The organism is Kumtagia sp. (assembly GCF_059502445.1).
In genome coordinates, this window is the sequence record NZ_JCACER010000076.1 from 34,038 (window position 1) to 49,610 (window position 15,573).

At 67.3% G+C, this 15,573-nt stretch carries 14 protein-coding genes; 6 read left to right on the forward strand and 8 right to left on the reverse strand.

Annotated features, from left to right (window positions below):
- Window positions 1-103 precede the first annotated feature (103 nt).
- The gene (locus AC5JDC_RS20005; protein WP_495843959.1) at window positions 104-1,324 is read right to left on the reverse strand and encodes an acyl-CoA dehydrogenase; all 1,221 of its coding nucleotides are present in this window, start codon (window positions 1,322-1,324) and stop codon (window positions 104-106) included.
- Between the two features lie 123 nt (window positions 1,325-1,447).
- Between AC5JDC_RS20005 and AC5JDC_RS20010 the strand changes: the two genes are divergently transcribed.
- Entirely contained in the window at window positions 1,448-2,341 is an 894-nt protein-coding gene (locus AC5JDC_RS20010) for a LysR substrate-binding domain-containing protein (RefSeq protein ID WP_495843961.1), read from the forward strand.
- Window positions 2,342-2,459: 118 nt separating this feature from the next.
- On the opposite strand, the gene AC5JDC_RS20015 is transcribed toward AC5JDC_RS20010, so the two are convergent.
- The 3 genes from AC5JDC_RS20015 to AC5JDC_RS20025 form a co-directional block, all read right to left on the reverse strand.
- Entirely contained in the window at window positions 2,460-4,031 is a 1,572-nt protein-coding gene (locus AC5JDC_RS20015) for a GMC family oxidoreductase (protein WP_495843964.1), read from the reverse strand.
- Between the two features lie 69 nt (window positions 4,032-4,100).
- A complete protein-coding gene (locus AC5JDC_RS20020) occupies window positions 4,101-4,634 on the reverse strand; it encodes a gluconate 2-dehydrogenase subunit 3 family protein (protein WP_495843966.1) in 534 nt (177 codons plus the stop codon).
- A 73-nt stretch (window positions 4,635-4,707) separates the two neighbouring features.
- Window positions 4,708-5,103: a VOC family protein gene (locus AC5JDC_RS20025; RefSeq protein ID WP_495843967.1), complete on the reverse strand. Its 396-nt coding sequence runs from the start codon at window positions 5,101-5,103 to the stop codon at window positions 4,708-4,710.
- A 315-nt stretch (window positions 5,104-5,418) separates the two neighbouring features.
- Here AC5JDC_RS20025 and AC5JDC_RS20030 point away from each other — a divergent pair, with 315 nt between their 5' ends.
- Entirely contained in the window at window positions 5,419-5,724 is a 306-nt protein-coding gene (locus AC5JDC_RS20030) for a ribbon-helix-helix domain-containing protein (RefSeq protein ID WP_106771062.1), read from the forward strand.
- Window positions 5,725-5,727: 3 nt separating this feature from the next.
- Here the strand turns inward: AC5JDC_RS20030 and AC5JDC_RS20035 are convergent, their stop codons facing one another.
- Window positions 5,728-6,426 (reverse strand): purine-nucleoside phosphorylase, encoded by a 699-nt coding sequence (locus AC5JDC_RS20035; RefSeq protein ID WP_495843970.1) that lies wholly within the window; start codon window positions 6,424-6,426, stop codon window positions 5,728-5,730.
- Between the two features lie 62 nt (window positions 6,427-6,488).
- Complete coding sequence (cckA, locus tag AC5JDC_RS20040; protein WP_495843972.1) at window positions 6,489-9,110, reverse strand: cell cycle histidine kinase CckA; 2,622 nt, start codon at window positions 9,108-9,110, stop codon at window positions 6,489-6,491.
- 374 nt (window positions 9,111-9,484) lie between these two features.
- On the opposite strand from cckA, the gene AC5JDC_RS20045 reads away from it, so the two are divergent.
- Window positions 9,485-10,303: a hypothetical protein gene (locus tag AC5JDC_RS20045; RefSeq protein ID WP_495843974.1), complete on the forward strand. Its 819-nt coding sequence runs from the start codon at window positions 9,485-9,487 to the stop codon at window positions 10,301-10,303.
- A gap of 105 nt (window positions 10,304-10,408) precedes the next feature.
- Here the strand turns inward: AC5JDC_RS20045 and dksA are convergent, their stop codons facing one another.
- On the reverse strand, window positions 10,409-10,825 hold the full coding sequence (dksA, locus tag AC5JDC_RS20050; RefSeq protein ID WP_106771065.1) for an RNA polymerase-binding protein DksA: 417 nt from the start codon (window positions 10,823-10,825) through the stop codon (window positions 10,409-10,411).
- Window positions 10,826-11,078: 253 nt separating this feature from the next.
- Between dksA and AC5JDC_RS20055 the strand changes: the two genes are divergently transcribed.
- The 3 genes from AC5JDC_RS20055 to AC5JDC_RS20065 all read left to right on the forward strand — a co-directional run bounded on the left by AC5JDC_RS20055 (window position 11,079) and on the right by AC5JDC_RS20065 (window position 14,208).
- Window positions 11,079-11,582, forward strand: a complete 504-nt coding sequence (locus AC5JDC_RS20055; RefSeq protein WP_495843976.1) for a SixA phosphatase family protein — start codon at window positions 11,079-11,081, stop codon at window positions 11,580-11,582.
- A gap of 86 nt (window positions 11,583-11,668) precedes the next feature.
- Window positions 11,669-13,132, forward strand: a complete 1,464-nt coding sequence (locus AC5JDC_RS20060; protein WP_495843978.1) for a YcjX family GTP-binding protein — start codon at window positions 11,669-11,671, stop codon at window positions 13,130-13,132.
- The gene (locus AC5JDC_RS20065; RefSeq protein ID WP_495843980.1) at window positions 13,129-14,208 is read left to right on the forward strand and encodes a YcjF family protein; all 1,080 of its coding nucleotides are present in this window, start codon (window positions 13,129-13,131) and stop codon (window positions 14,206-14,208) included. Before AC5JDC_RS20060 ends, AC5JDC_RS20065 begins: the two co-directional genes overlap by 4 nt.
- 88 nt (window positions 14,209-14,296) lie before the next feature.
- Here the strand turns inward: AC5JDC_RS20065 and cml are convergent, their stop codons facing one another.
- Window positions 14,297-15,487, reverse strand: a complete 1,191-nt coding sequence (gene cml / locus AC5JDC_RS20070) for a CmlA/FloR family chloramphenicol efflux MFS transporter (protein WP_495843982.1) — start codon at window positions 15,485-15,487, stop codon at window positions 14,297-14,299.
- Between the last annotated feature and the right edge of the window lie 86 nt (window positions 15,488-15,573).

Genomic DNA, 15,573 nt, shown 5'->3' on the forward strand with positions numbered 1-15,573 from the left:
TCGCTCGCCATCATGGCTGTTTGCGCGTTCACCCACAGCGATTGGCGCGCTCATCCAGAAGCCCTCATGGTGAGCTTGTCGGGCGCCAGGCGCCGACCGGCGCTCAGAAGAACGCCTGCAGCCCCGTCTGCGCGCGACCGAGGATCAGCGCATGCACGTCGTGCGTGCCCTCGTAGGTGTTGACGGTCTCGAGGTTGATCATGTGGCGGATCACCTGGAACTCGCCCGAGATGCCGTTGCCGCCGTGCATGTCGCGTGCCATGCGGGCGATGTCGAGCGCCTTGCCGCAATTGTTGCGCTTGACGATGGAGATCATCTCCGGCGCCGCCTTGGCCTCGTCGAGCAGGCGGCCGACGCGCAGCGACGCCTGCAGGCCGAGCGATATCTCGGTCATCATGTTGGCCAGCTTGAGCTGGAAGAGCTGCGTCTGCGCTAGCGGGCGGCCGAACTGCTTGCGCTCCAGGCCGTAGTTGCGCGCCGCGTGCCAGCAGAATTCTGCCGCACCCATCGCCCCCCAGCTGATGCCGTAGCGGGCGCGGTTGAGGCAGCCGAACGGCCCCTTGAGTCCCTCGACATGCGGCAGCAGCGCTTCCTCGCCGACCTCGACGCCGTCCATGACGATCTCGCCGGTGATCGAGGCGCGCAGCGACAGCTTGCCCTCGGTCTTGGGCGCCGACAGGCCGGCCATGCCCTTCTCCAGCACGAAGCCGCGGATTTTGCCGCCATGCGCGTCCGACTTCGCCCAGACGACGAAGACGTCGGCGATCGGCGCGTTGGATATCCACATCTTCGAGCCTGAGAGCCGAAAACCCTTGGCGGTCTTCTCGGCACGCGTGCGCATGCCGCCCGGATCGGAGCCGGCGTCCGGCTCGGTCAGGCCGAAGCAGCCGATCCATTCGCCCGAGGCGAGCTTCGGCAGGTATTTTCGCCGCTGCTCCTCGCTGCCATAGGCGTAGATCGGGTACATCACCAGCGACGACTGCACCGACATCATCGAGCGGTAGCCGGAATCGATGCGCTCGACCTCGCGGGCGACCAGGCCGTAGGAGACGTAGGAGGCGCCGAGGCCGCCATATTCCTCGGGAATGGTCACGCCAAGCAGGCCGGCCTCGCCCATCTCGCGGAAGATCGCCGGGTCGGTATGCTCATTGGCGAAGGCCTCGATTATGCGCGGCTGCAGCCTGTCGTCGGCGAAGGAGCGCGCCCCGTCGCGCAGCATGCGCTCCTCCTCGGAAAGCTGCTCCTCCAGCAGGAACGGGTCCTCCCAGGCGAAGGCGGCGAGACCGGGCTGATCCTTTGCCTTGAGCTTCGGCGCTTCGGTCATCGGCATTCTCCTTCGTCTTTACGGCACACGGCTCGCCGGGCGGACCTAGCGCATCCGCAACCCGGATGCTAACGATGAAATCTCAGCTTCTTATGAGTTCCGATCATAGCCGAACCGATCACGATGCGCGATGCCTATCTGCCGACGGTGAACGAGCTCAACGCCTTCTGCGCCTGCGCGCGGACGGGAGCGACGACCCGCGCGGCGGTGGAGCTCAACCTGACGCAGAGCGCCGTTAGCCGCTCGCTGGCGAGCCTCGAGGCGCGGCTCGGCGTGCGGCTGTTCAACCGGGCGCGGCAGCGGCTGGTGCTCTCGGACGCCGGCCGCGCCTTCCTGCCGGAGGCCGAGCGGCTGCTCAACCGGCTCAAGCAGGCGGCCGCCACCGTCATGGCGTTCGGCGGCCGCGGCGACCTGATCCGGCTGGCGGTGCTGCCCTCCTTCGGCACCGCCTGGCTGGTGCCGCGGCTGGTCCGCTTCCGTGAGATCTGCCCGGAGGTTACGGTCGACATCGCCGCGCGCCTCGATCCGGTCGATTTCGACAAGGAACCGTTCGACGCTGCTCTGCAGCGGCTCGACATGCGCGGCGCCAACACGCTGTGGGAGGCACTGATGGAGGAGCGGCTGATCGTCGTCGCCTCGCCCGGCCTCGTCGCAGCGCCGCTTGACGACGCGGCGCTGGCGCGCCTTCCCCTGCTCCAGCAGGCGACGCGGCCGCGGCTGTGGCTCGACTGGTTCCGCGACGCCGACATGGACCCCCGCCCGATCCTGCGCGGCGACCGTTTCGAGCATTTCGGCATGCTGGTGGCGGCGGCCGCCGCCGGCCTCGGCATCGCGCTGGTGCCCGAACAGGTGGCGGAGAAGGAGATTCTCGAGGGCAAGCTGGTCCGCGCCTCGCCGCGGGCGCTCAGCGTCGGCGCGCCCTATGCGCTGCTCTATCCCGAGCGTAGCGCCCAGGCGCCCGCCTTCGAAGCGTTCCTCGCCTGGATTCGCGCAGAGTCGGCAGCCGCCGGTTCCTGACCATCCTGCGGCACCGGAGGGAGGGAGAGCCGCCGCTCTTCCCTCCCCCCGGCTGGGAGGACCCGGGCCTTGCCGGGACAAATGATCCGGCCGGTCAAGCGACCGGCTGGCAAGCGGCCTAGATGTTGCGCGCCGTCATCTCGTTGGCGATATGGTCGGCCTGCCGGATCGCCAGCGAGACGATGGTGAGCGTCGGGTTCTCCGCCCCGCCGGTGGTGAACTGGCTGCCGTCCGAGATGAACAGGTTCTTGATGTCGTGCGTCTGGCCGTTCTTGTCGACCACGCCGTCGCCCGGCTTCTCGCTCATCCGGTTGGTGCCGAGATTGTGGGTCGAGGGATAGGGCGGCGTCGGGAAGGCGCGGGTCGCCCCGACCGCCTCGTACAGCGCCGTGCCCTGCCGGTAGGCATGCTCGCGCATGGCGACGTCGTTCGGATGGTCGGAGAAGCTGACCCGCGCCACCGGCATGCCGAACTTGTCCTTGACCTCGGGATCGAGCGTCACCGCATTGCCCTCCTGCGGCATGTCCTCGCCGACGATCCACATGCCGGCCATATGGTCGTAGTGATCGAGCGCCGTGGTGAAGGAGCGGCCCCAGCCGCCGGGGTTGAGGAAGGCCGCCATGAACGGCACGCCGAGCGCCAGCGTTTCCATCTCGTAGCCGCCGGCGAAGCCGCGCGACGTGTCGTGCCTGGCCTCGTCCTGGACGATGCCGGCCATGGTTGTGCCGCGGTAGAAATGCACCGGCTTGTCGAAGATGGCGTAGACCGAGCCGGTGGTGTGGCGCATGTAGTTTTTGCCGACCTGCCCAGACGAGTTGGCAAGACCGTCCGGGAACAGCGACGAAGCCGAGTTGAGCAGCAGGCGCGGGCTCTCGATCGAGTTGCCGGCGACGGCGACGATGCGCGCCTTCTGGGTGCTGAGCTTGCCGTCCTTGCCGGCGTAGGTGACGCCCGTGACCTTGCCCGAGGCGTCGTGCTCGATCTTCACCGCCTGCGCGTTCGACCGCACCTCCAGCTTCCCGGTCGCCTCGCCCTTGGGAATCTCTGTATAGAGCGTCGACCATTTCGCGCCCCATTTGCAGCCCTGGAAGCAGAACCCGGTCTGCTGGCAGGCCATGCGATCGTCGCGGTCGACCGAATTGATCGCCATCCGGCCGGTGTGGCACTCCTTGTAGCCGAGCTTGTCGGCGCCGGCTTTCAGGATCTTGAAATTGTTGTTGCCGGGCAGCCCTTCGATGCCGTTGGTGCGGGTGACGCCCATCTTATCCTCGGCCCGGGCGTAGTAGGGCTCCAGCTCGGCGAGCGAGATCGGCCAGTCCAGCAGGTTCGCCCCATCGATCTTGCCGTAATGAGTGAGCGTCTTGAACTCGTGCTCCTGGAAGCGCAGCGAGGCGCCGGCCCAGTGCGTGGTGGAGCCGCCGACCGCCTTGACGATCCACGCGGGCAGGCCGGGAAAATCCTTGGCGACGCGCCAGCTTCCCGCCGTGGTGCGCGGATCGCCCCAGGCGAGCTGGGCGAACGACTCCCATTCGTCATTGACGAACGCGTCATATTCGACACGTGGGCCGGCTTCGAGGATGACGACGTCGATACCCTTCTGCGCCAGCTCGTTGCCGAGCGTGCCGCCGCCGGCGCCCGAGCCGACGATGACGACGACGCTGTCGTCGTTGAGATCATAGGATGCAGCCATGGTTTCCTCCCAAAGGCTTGATGTCAGAGGCTTGAACGGGCCGCCCGTGCGGCGGCCGGGCGAGCGCCCCTACAGCCACTCGATGTCGTCGAAGCCGCGCGCGATGTAGCCGCCCTTGGAATAGGACTCGCCCTCGTAGCCGAAGATCGGCCACACCTCCTTCTGGTTGTAGAGCCCGACCACCAGCCCGCCGCGCACGGCTTGGAAGAACGGCGTCTCCTCGATCTGCCGGAGCACGGCGACGCGCTCCTCCTCCCAGCCGAGGCCGCGATAGCCGCCGGCGCCCGAGCGCCGGTCAAGATCGGCGACGCCGTTCTCGATCAGCTCCTTGTGCGCGGCGTCCCTGGCGGCCGTCTCGTCGTGCGACTTCACCGCGATGGCGTAGAACCTGTCCGGCACCTGGTCGTGCGGATAGATGTCGCGCGCCATCTGGATCAGCGTCGCCATCGTCTCCGGCTTGAGCGCCGTCGTCTCCAGGCCCCAGGCGTGGCGCGGGCTCAGCACCGCCGTGCCGCTGACGACCAGCAGCGCGCCGGCGCCCGCTCCCCGCCGGAAAAGCTCGCGGCGCGAAATGCCGGGCGTCCTGTCGTATACGGTGACCATATTTTCCTCCCTTGCTTGCTGACGGCGCCTCCTTGCGCCGCGGCTGGCTGGCGGACCCCGCGTCCGCGCCGCCCTATCGGAACCGGCCTTGACGCTGCAGCACCTCGATCTTGTAGCCGTCGGGATCCTCGACGAAGAAGAAGCGGGCGAGCAGCGCGCCGTCGCGGTTGAACTCGACGATCTTGCGCGGCGCAAAACCCGCCGCCTCGAAGCGCGCATGCTCGGTGTCGAGATCGTCGACGGAGAAGGCGATGTGGCCGTAGCCGTCGCCCAATGCGTAGGGCTCTGTCCGGCCCTTGTTGATGGTCAGCTCGACCTCGAAATCGGCTTCTCTGTTGCTCAGATAGACCAGCGTAAAGCTGTCGAAGTCGAGTCGATCGGCAATCTCGAGGCCGAACGCCTTCTGGTAAAACCCCACCGAGCGCGCTTCGTCGAGCACCCGGATCATGCTGTGTATCGCCTTGGCCAAACCCGTCTCCGTCGAACCATCAGTAGCGCGGATTATGAGCCGGCGCGCCCGGCCTGTGGTGGCAGCGGGTTACCACCGCCGAAAACACCTGACGGACGAAAGTGCGATTGCGGCGGCGGCCGATTGGACGGAATATGGTTCCACACGGGCAATGCTGCCGGCCGGCCTTCTCGGCCAGCCGGCCAGGACCAGGATCTAGAGCAATTCCAGCAAAAATGTGCAGCGGTTTTGCGTCCGGAATTGCAAAAAAACAAAGAAATACAGCAATTTCGTTGATTTCGAAGAAAACGGAATTGCTCTAGGAGGAGATGCGCAATGTGCAGGGTATTCGCGGGCCAGGATCCCGAAGGCTACCGCCAGATCAACCGCTCCATCCGCATCGGCGGCCATTCCACCAGCATCCAGCTCGAAGCGACGTTCTGGGAGCTGCTGGATGAGATCGCCGTCACGCAGGGGCTGAGCACGCCGAAATTCATCTCGAAGCTTTACGACGAGGCGCTCGAGATCAACGGCCAGATCCCGAATTTCGCCTCGATGCTGCGCACCACCTGCGCACTGTATCTGCGCGGCCACCGACCGGCCGAAGCGGAGTTGGTGGCGCTGCACAGCGAAGCCGCCTGAGCGCTACCCGGCTGTCCTCGCCGTCTCCAGCGCGACCAGGGCGCTGCCGCGGAACAGCTCGTGCCGTTCAGATAGCGCCGTTTCCTCGCCGGTGACCAGGCTGTCCACCAGCGTGCAGACCGAGAGCGCACGGAAGCCGAGGCTTTGCGACAGCGCGAACAGGTTGGCGGTCTCCATGTCGACGGCGGTGATGCCCTTCGACACAGGCAGGTCGAACCGGGTCTCCGGCTCGGGATGATAGAAGACGTCGCTCGACACCATCGGCCCGACATGAAAGGCGATTGATTGCGTCGTGGCGACTTCGACCGCCCGGCGGAACAGATCGGGGTCCGGCGTGCCGACATGTCGGCTCGCCCCCACATCGGTGTCCATCACGGCGCTTTCGGCGATGAAGACCTCGCGCAGCGGGGTGCCGAGCGTCAGCGCCCCGCAGGAGCCGACGCGGATGATGGTGCGCACGCCGTAGACCGCGACCAGTTCGTGCACGTAGATGGTGAAGGACGGCCGCCCCATGCCGGTCGCCTGCACGCTCACCGGCTTGCCCCGGTAGAGACCGGTGAAGCCGAGTGTCCCGCGCACCCGGTTCACGCAGCGCGGCGCCTCCAGGAACGTCGCCGCGATCCACTCGGCGCGCAGCGGGTCGCCCGGGATCAGCACGGTTTCGGCAAAGTCGCCCGGCAAGGCCTCGTTATGCGGCGTCATCGTCCCCTCGAATGCGCTCGCGATCGGCTGTCTGCGTCTCCTCCCGGCATTCTGCCGGTTTTTCAGTTTCCTTCCAGCACTTCCTTCACGACGGTCGCCAACTGCTTCAGCGAGAACGGCTTCGGCAGGAAGCCGAATTTCGCGTCGGCGGGCAGGTTTTTGGCGAACGCGTCCTCCGCATAGCCCGACACGAAGATGAACTTCACGTCCGGATCGAGCTTGCGCAACTCGCCGAGCAGGGTCGGGCCGTCCATTTCCGGCATGACCACGTCGGATACGATGATGTCGATCTTGCCTTCGAGTTCGTGATAGATATCCAGCGCCTCGACGCCTGACGACGCCTCGTGCACGGTGTAGCCTCGCGACGTCAGCGCCCTCACGCCGCCCATGCGCACGGCGTCCTCGTCCTCGACCAGCAGAACCGTGGCCGAGCCGGACAGGTCGCGCGACAGCTCCTGCCGTGCGGCGAGCTGCGCGATCTCGGCCCTCGACGGTTTTTCGCCCGCCGCTGCGCCGTCGGCGGAGGATGAACCCGCCTCTACGGCGCGAGCTGCCGCGACGTGACGCGGCAGGAAGATGCGGAAGAGCGTGCCCTTGCCGACGTCCGATTCGCAGAAGATGAAGCCGCCGGTCTGCTTGATGATGCCGTAGACCATCGACAGGCCGAGGCCGGTGCCCTTGCCGACCTCCTTGGTGGTGAAGAAGGGCTCGAAAATCTTCTTCAGCACCTCGGGCGCGATGCCGGTGCCGGTGTCCTCGATCTCGACCAGCACGAAGTCGTTGTTGTCGAGCTCGCGATGATAGGGCAGCGAACGCGTCTCCTCGGCGGTGAGGTTTTTCGTGCGGACGGTCAGCGTGCCGCCCTCCGGCATGGCATCGCGCGCGTTGACGGCCAGGTTGACCACGACCTGCTCGAACTGGCTGATGTCGACCCTCACCGGCCAGAGATCGCGGCCATGGTCGATCTTCAGCTTGACGTTGTTGCCGACGAGGCGGGCGAGCAGCATGCGCAGGTCGGCCAGCACGTCGGTCAGGCTGAGCACCTCCGGCCGCAGCGTCTGCTTGCGCGAGAAGGCGAGCAGTTGCCGGACCAGCGACGCGGCGCGGTTGGCGTTCTGCTTGATGTTCATGATGTCCGGGAAGGACGGGTCGGACGGCCGGTGGTTGGTGAGCAGCAGGTCGGAGGCCATGATGATGGCCGTCAGCACGTTGTTGAAATCGTGCGCGATGCCGCCCGCGAGCTGTCCGACGGCCTGCATCTTCTGGCTCTGGGCCATCTGGCCCTCCAGCGCCTTCTGCTCGGTCGTCTCGACCGCGTAGACGATCGCCGCCTCTTCCGCGGGGTCGCCCTCGGGGCCGTCGACGACCGCGTTCACGTAGAGGCGGACATGCCGCTCCTCGTTGTTGGGCAATACCGTCTCGATCGGCTCGATATCGGCCTGCCGCCGGCGCGCCTTCTCCAGCGCCAGCGCGAAAGCCGGCCGGTCACGCTCGTGGATGACCGAATCGAAGCGGACATGACGGTCGATGGCGTCGCGGTCGACCACCGAGGCGAACAGCGAGAAGAACGGCGCGTTGGTGCGCAGGATGCGCCCCTGCTGGTCGATGCCGGCGATCGCCATCGGCGTCGAGTTGAAGAACCGCGTGAAGCGTATCTCCGAAGCCCGCAGATCCGAAGAGGAATCCTCTCCCTGCGCCCGGTTGAGCACGACCGTGCGGGTCGGCCCGTTGGAACCGTCGCGATTGGCGGTGACGCGGTGGAGGAAGCGCACCGGCAGCGCCTGCCCGGTGGACATCGCCAGGTCGAGATCGATGACGGCATTCTTGGTCGTGCCGGGATCGGCCTTCACCGAGCGCACCAGCGCCATGCCGTCGCCGGCGACGATCTCGCCAAGCGTCAGGTCGCCGGGCGTAAAACTTGCCAGGTCGACTCCCAGCCACTCGGCCAGGGTCGAGTTGAGATAGGTGATGCGGCTCTCGGCATCGGCGGCGAAGAAGCCGGCCGGCGCATGGTCGAGATGGTCGATCGCCTGCTGCAGATCGAGGAAGAAACGCTCCTGCTCGGCCCGCTCGCGCGAGATGTCGGCGAGCTGCCAAGCCGAGAAGGGCTGCTTATGGCCGGGCACCTTGAAGGTGCGCGCCTGCACCCGGTACCAGCGCGGACCGCTGTCGGTGCCGGGCCTGAGAGAGCGCGCCATGCGGAACTCGCCTGCGCCGGGATGGCCGTCGCGCAGGCCGGAAGCCAGCCGGTAGACCGAATCCGCTGCTTCCGGAACATCCGACAGCAGCGCTTCCACGGTGCGCAGATCGGAGGCGCTGGTGGCGCCGGTCATCTCCGCATAGGCATGGTTGGCATAGACCACCCGCCCCTTGGCATCGGCCACCACCAGCCCCTGCGCCATCGAATCGATGAAGGATTTCGACAACTCGTCCGTGGTCGAGCGCGAGGCGATCTGCACGAAGCCGATCGCCGCGGCGAACAGGAAGCCGACGCCGGTCATCGCCAGCACGCCCAGCATGCCGAGCAGGAAAGGATCGCCGAGATGGTCGCGGAACAGGCCGAAGACCACCGCCGCGAGCGTAAGCACCGCGATGAAGACGATCAGCCGGGTGATCGCGCCGGGGCGCGTCCCCTGATCGACGATCGGAACGGGATAGAAATCGCCGCGCGTGTCCTTGGCCATCAGAGCGCGATCCCCGCCATTTCCCGCCGCCCTGCCCCTTCTCCGAATCGGCTCAAAGTCCCATTCTCCTTAGCCCGAAAAGCCCTCCGGCCAAAGGCTTGCGGGCCGATCATCGACCCGGCTGCGTTTCGAAAGCCCCGGCTTGCCCGTACATCCCCCGGAAAGCCGGCTGACGGTGTCAAACTAAAGCATCTTGCCCGAGAGTGGGAACCTGTTTCGGGACAGCGTCAGCTCGCAAAACAAGGGCTAAGGCGCACTGCACGGGCCGGACTCGATACGAGCGCCTTGGTTGCGAAAACCGCCGTCCCGGACAGGTTCCATCGGCGCGGCCTTTGCTCTAGTGTCGCCACGATTTCAATGATGCGGGGCCTGAAATGCTGGACTGGTTGGACGAGGTGGCGGGTCCAGGATATTCGCAGGCGGTCCTGTGGACACTTTTCGCGCTGCTGCTGCTGGTTGTGCTGCTGATCGTCGTGAAGGTGTTTCGCGGCATGTTCTTCGGCACCTTCGTGGCCGGCGGCCGCAACCGCAAGACGCGGCTGGCGGTGATGGACGCCACAGCCGTCGACAGCCACAGGCGGCTGGTGCTGGTGCGCCGCGACGATACCGAGCATCTGCTTCTGATCGGCGGCCCGACCGACGTGGTGGTGGAGCGTGACATCCGCATCGGCCAGCAGCGCCGGCCGTCGCTTCCGCCGGAAGGAGCCCGCGAGCCGCAGGCTCCCGCGCCCGCCGCGCAGCCAGCCCCTGCCCCCGCCGCGGCACCGCCGCAGCGCGCTCCGGAACCGCTGCGGGCCGCCCCGCCACCCCCGCCGGCGAAACCGGTGCCCGAGGTGCCCGCTCCGGTGCTGCGCCGCCCGGCCGAGTCGGCGGCGCCGCTGCCGCGCCTGCCCGAACCGCCCCCGCCTCAGCCTTCGGAACGCCTTGCGCCGCCACGACCTGCTGCCCAGCCGGTCGCGCCCCCCCGGCCCGAGCCGCGTCCGGCGCCGGCCGGGCCGGTGCTGCCAGCGGCTTCGGCACTCAGGAACCCGCCTCCGCCGACACCTTCGGACGATCTCGACGACGCGCTGCTGAAGGAACTGGAAGTCTCGCTCGACGATGACGAGACCAAGGGCGGCAAGCCGGGCCCGGCTCCGTCCCTGGACGACGAGATGGCTAGGCTGCTTGGCGAACTCTCCAAGCCACGCCGGTAAATCTTCGGCATGGACGCAGAAAAAAGCGGCTCGAAGCCGCTTTTTTCATGCGTTCTCGTCAGAAAATAGGACCGCTTTCACAAAAAAAGCGGCGCTTTTGGCCGCTCAATCGTCGCGATAAACCTTCTCGCGGCGCTCGTGCCGCTCCTGCGCCTCTATAGACAAGGTCGCGATCGGACGTGCGTCGAGCCGCTTCAGCGAGATCGGCTCCCCGGTTTCCTCGCAGAAGCCGTAGGTGCCCTCGTCGATGCGCTGCAGCGCCGAATCGATCTTGGCGATCAGCTTGCGCTGGCGATCGCGGGCGCGAAGTTCGATGGCTCGGTCGGTTTCGGAAGAAGCGCGGTCGGCGAGATCGGGGTGATTGGCGTTTTCTTGCTGCAGGATTTCGAGGGTTTCTCGGGCTTCTCGTAGGATTTCACTCTTCCAGTTGACAAGTTTGGCTCGGAAGTAGGCTTTCTGCCGCTCATTCATGAACGGCTCATCTTCCGAGGGCACATAGTCTGTATCAACGAGCACGCTCATTCGACTCATCCCATTACACCCCTGGTTTTTGGGCGCCTATATATTCGGCGACCTCCCGCGGCACAAGATCATTCCTCGTCGGCGTCACGCGATTGTTAGGGTCGGCGCGGGACCAATTCATGCCTTGATTGCACGTCTGCATGACGTTGATTTGATGAGCGAACATGCCGCAGACGTTACCCGCGGCCGGTTGCGCGGCCTCTCCGCTGCGGCTACATCGATGCTCGAGCCCTCGTCCGGGCAGGAGTGCAGGTTGAGCAGGCTTTATCTTCTCCGGCACGCCAAGGCCGGCTGGGCCCAACCCGGAATGCGCGACTTCGACCGCCCGCTCGACGCGACCGGCCGCGCCGATGCCGAGGCGACCGGGCAGGCGATGCGCGAGCACGCCTATGTTCCCGACGTGACGCTGTGCTCCAATGCGAAGCGCGCCCGGCAGACGCTGGAAGGCATCGCCGGCAGCGCCGATACCGGCCGGGTGATCTTCCTCGATCACCTTTATTCGGAGGATGCGGCCGGCTACCTCCAACTGGTCCGCGAGCACGGCCGGCACGGCTCGCTGCTCGTCATCGGCCACAATCCGATGATGGAGGATCTGGCGCTGGCGCTTTCCGAAAGAGGAGAACCGGCGGCGCTGGCCATGCTCGGACTCGGCTTTCCGACCTCCGGCCTCGCCGTCATCCGCTTCGACGCGAGCCTGAGCGGGGTTACGCCCGGCAAGGGTTTCCTCGAAGCGTTTTTGACGCCGGCCGGCTCCTGAGCCGGGCGCCCGCCGGGCGAGCGCCATTTCAATTGCCCGCGGGCTCGCCTATATCGCGGGAGACGGACAGGAGCGGGTCACCGGGTTTGGCGTCTCTCACCAGTTTCACCGACGAAGCGCGCATCGCGCTCGACACCATCACCGGCCGCGCCGCGACCATGTTCTCGCCGTCGCTGCGGCTCGGCGTCACCGGCCTGTCGCGCGCCGGCAAGACGGTGTTCATCACCGCGCTTGTTCACAATCTCATCCATGGCGGCCGCCTGCCGCTGTTCGAGGCCTATAAATCGGGCCGGATCGCCCGCTCCCGGCTGGAGGAGCAGCCGGACGACGCGGTGCCGCGCTTTCAATATGAGGACCATGTCGCCGCCCTCGTCGAGGCGCGCACCTGGCCGGATTCGACCCGCGCCATCTCCGAACTGCGGCTGACCATCGAGTACGAGTCCGCCTCCGCCTGGAGCCGTATGTTCTCCGCCGGAAAGCTGTCGGTCGACATCGTCGACTATCCCGGCGAATGGCTGCTCGACCTGCCGCTGCTGGCAAAATCCTTTCGCGATTTCTCGCTGGAGGCGGTCGAGCTTTCGGCCCTGCCGGTGCGCGCCGAACTGGCGGCGGAGTGGCGCAAGCTCGCGGCGGGTACCGATCCGGACGCAACCGCCGACGAGATGACGGCGCGCCGCCTCGCCGAGGCCTTCGCAAACTATCTCAAGGCCTGCAAGCACGACGAACGGGCGCTGTCGACACTGCCGCCGGGACGCTTCCTGATGCCGGGCGACCTCGACGGCTCGCCGGCGCTGACCTTCTCGCCGCTGCCGCTGAAGGAAGGCGCGGCGGCCAGGCCGGGCTCGCTGCACGCGATGATGGAGCGGCGCTACGAGGCCTACAAGACGCATGTGATAAAGCCGTTCTTCCGCGAGCATGTCGCCCGGCTCGACCGGCAGATCGTGCTAGTCGACGCGCTGCAGGCGCTCAATGCCGGGCCGTGGGCGCTGGCCGACCTGGAGCGGGCGCTGGGCGAGATCCTTGCCTGCTTCCGCATCGGTCGCGGCGGCTTCTTCTCCGACCTGTTCGCCCACCGCATCGACCGCATTCTGATTGCCGCCACCAAGGCGGACCACCTGCACCATGAAAGCCACGACAGGCTGCAGGCGATCGTCCGGCGCATCGCCGACGGCGCGGTGAAGCGCGCCGACTTCACCGGTGCCACGGTCGACGTGCTGGCGATGGCCGCCGTGCGCGCCACCCGCGAGGGCACGGTGCGGCAGGGTCGCGAGGAACTGCCCGTCATCATCGGCACGCCGCTCGCGGGCGAGCGCATCGGCGGCGAGACTTTCGACGGCAAGACCGAGACCGCGGTGTTTCCGGGCGACCTGCCGGGCAAGGCGGAAGCCGCCTTCGAGACGGCGGGCGACGTTGCCGTCGAGAACGCCATCCGCTTCGTGCGCTTCCGGCCGCCGAAACTGGAGCGCACCGCCGAGGGCATCACCCTGTCGCTGCCGCATATCCGGCTCGACCGCGCCCTGCAGTTCCTGTTGGGAGACCGTCTCGCATGACCCGCAAGCCGACGGCCTTCCGCGTCGAGCCGCCGCAGATCGAGACGCCTCCCGAGCCGGCCAGCCGGGGAACGGCTGCACCGCGCCCGCCGCGCGCGCTCAAGACCGAGCAGGCGGTGGTGGTGCCGGACGAGATCGACGTGTTCGCCGAGCCGGAAATTCCTGCCGGCGATCCGCCACCCGCCACCGCGCCGCGGAAGCGCTCATGGCTCGGCACCGCCTTCGCGACTGCCTTCGGCATTCTCGTGTCACTGGCAATCGGCCTGTGGACCGACCGGCTGATCCGCGACCTGTTCGCCCGCGCCGACTGGCTGGGCTGGGTCGCAGCGGTTGCGGCGGCTGTGGCGCTGCTCGCGCTGCTCGTGATCCTGGCGCGCGAACTGCTTGCATTGTCTCGGCTTTCCTCGATCGAGAAACTGCGCCGATCTGCCGCCGAGGCGACGCAGCGGAACGATGCCGCCGCGGCGCGAAAGGTCGTCGCCGAGCTGACGACGCTGGTCGCGGCGAACCCGCAGACGGCGGCCGGCCGGCGCGCGCTCGCCGACCTGGAGACCGACATCATCGACGGCGCCGACCTCATCCGCGTTGCCGAGGCCGAGATTCTTGGCCTGCTCGACCAGCGGGCGCGCACCATGGTGCTCGACGCCGCCAAGCGCGTGTCGATCGTCACCGCCGTCAGCCCGCGCGCGCTGGTCGACCTCGCCTATGTTGTGTTCGAGGCCGGCCGGCTGATCCGCCGGCTGGCCGAGCTCTACGGCGGACGGCCGGGCACGCTCGGCTTCTTCCGGCTGGCGCGGAGCGTGATCGCGCATCTCGCCGTCACCGGCGCGATCGCCGCCGGCGACGACCTCGTCCACCAGCTCGTCGGCCAGGGGTTGGCGGCCCGGCTCTCGGCAAAGCTTGGCGAAGGGGTCGTCAACGGCACGATGACGGCGCGCATCGGCATCGCCGCCATCGAGACCGTGCGGCCCCTTCCCTTCAACGCACTGAAGCGGCCGAGGCTGACCGACTTCCTGACGGAGCTGGCGTCATTCACCCGCCGCAAGGCCGGCGCGAAGGACGCGCCGGCCGGCTGATACCCGTGCGACTGTTTCGCCGTCCTCTCCGATCCGGCACGTCGGATCGGAGAGGCATCACGCTACTGCCTCGTATGCAACCGCCTCGCTATGCTCTCGCCCGCCGCCGCGATACCGCCAGCGCCGCAAGCACCAGCAGCGCCATGATCGTCGCAAAGGCCACGAGCGGCCAGGCTGTGTCGCCCCCGAGCAGGACGACCGACAGCGTGCCGGCAATGCCGACGATCAGGCTCTGGACGCAGAAATAGAGCGCCACCGCCGAACCGGCGACGTCGTCAAAGCCCTGCAGCGCGCCGTTGGCCGTCACCGAGACGGCGAAGACGATGCCGACCGCCATCACCCACATCGGCAGGATGAAGGTCATGAAGGACGGCGCGCCGAAGAGCTGGCCGGCGACCAGCAGGAACGCCCCGGCGAGCAGCAGCAGCATGCCGCGGGCCAAACTGCCGGCAATGCCCCATCGCGCCACGAAGCCTTTTGCGAAGCGCGTGGTGGCGATCATGACGACCGCCGCCGTGGCGAAGGCCAGGCTGAACGCGAACTCCGAATAGCCGGCGCGGCCGATGAGGACGCGCGGCGCAGTCGAGAAGAACACGAAGAACGTGCCCATGGCGGCACTGAAGCCGAGCGAATAGGTCCAGAAGGGCATGCTGCGGAAGATCGGCAGCGCCGAGCGGCGGGCGGCGGCCGTAGCCGGCCGGGTTTCATGCCAGCGCAGCACCGCGTTGAGCGTGGCGAGGACCGCCAGCGCGCCGAGCGTGGCAAAGATCGCCCGCCATCCGAACACGTCCGCGATAACGGCTCCGGCGATCGGGCCGAGCGCCGGCACGAAAGCCAGCATGGCACTGAACAGGCCGTAGATGGTCACGCCCTCCGGGCGCTCGGCATAGATGTCACGGACGGTCGCGAAGGTGGCGACCAGCGCCGCAGAGGCGCCGACCGCCTGAAGAAACCGCAGGGCGACGAACGGAACCGCGGTCGAGGTCGCGGCCAGGGCGAAGGACGCGGCGGCGAACAGCAGCGCGCCGCCGATTAGCACCGGCCGGCGGCCGATCCGATCGGAGACCGGGCCGAAGACGAGCTGACCGAGCCCGAGCACGACCATGTAGAGGCTCAGCGTCAGCTGCACCACGGCCGGGCTGGTGCCGAGAATGCCGGGCATGGCTGGAACGATCGGGAGATAGATGTCCATCGCCAGCGAGGCGAGGATATCGAAGGGCGCCATCAGCAGCAGCGCTGCCGGCAGCGAACTGGCCCATACGGGCGGTTTCACAGGCATGGGAAAACATCCGCTCAAATGAAAGACATCTGGCGGCGATCTGCCTGTCAGCCGGGATCGTGACCCTATCGAACAGAACGCCGCAA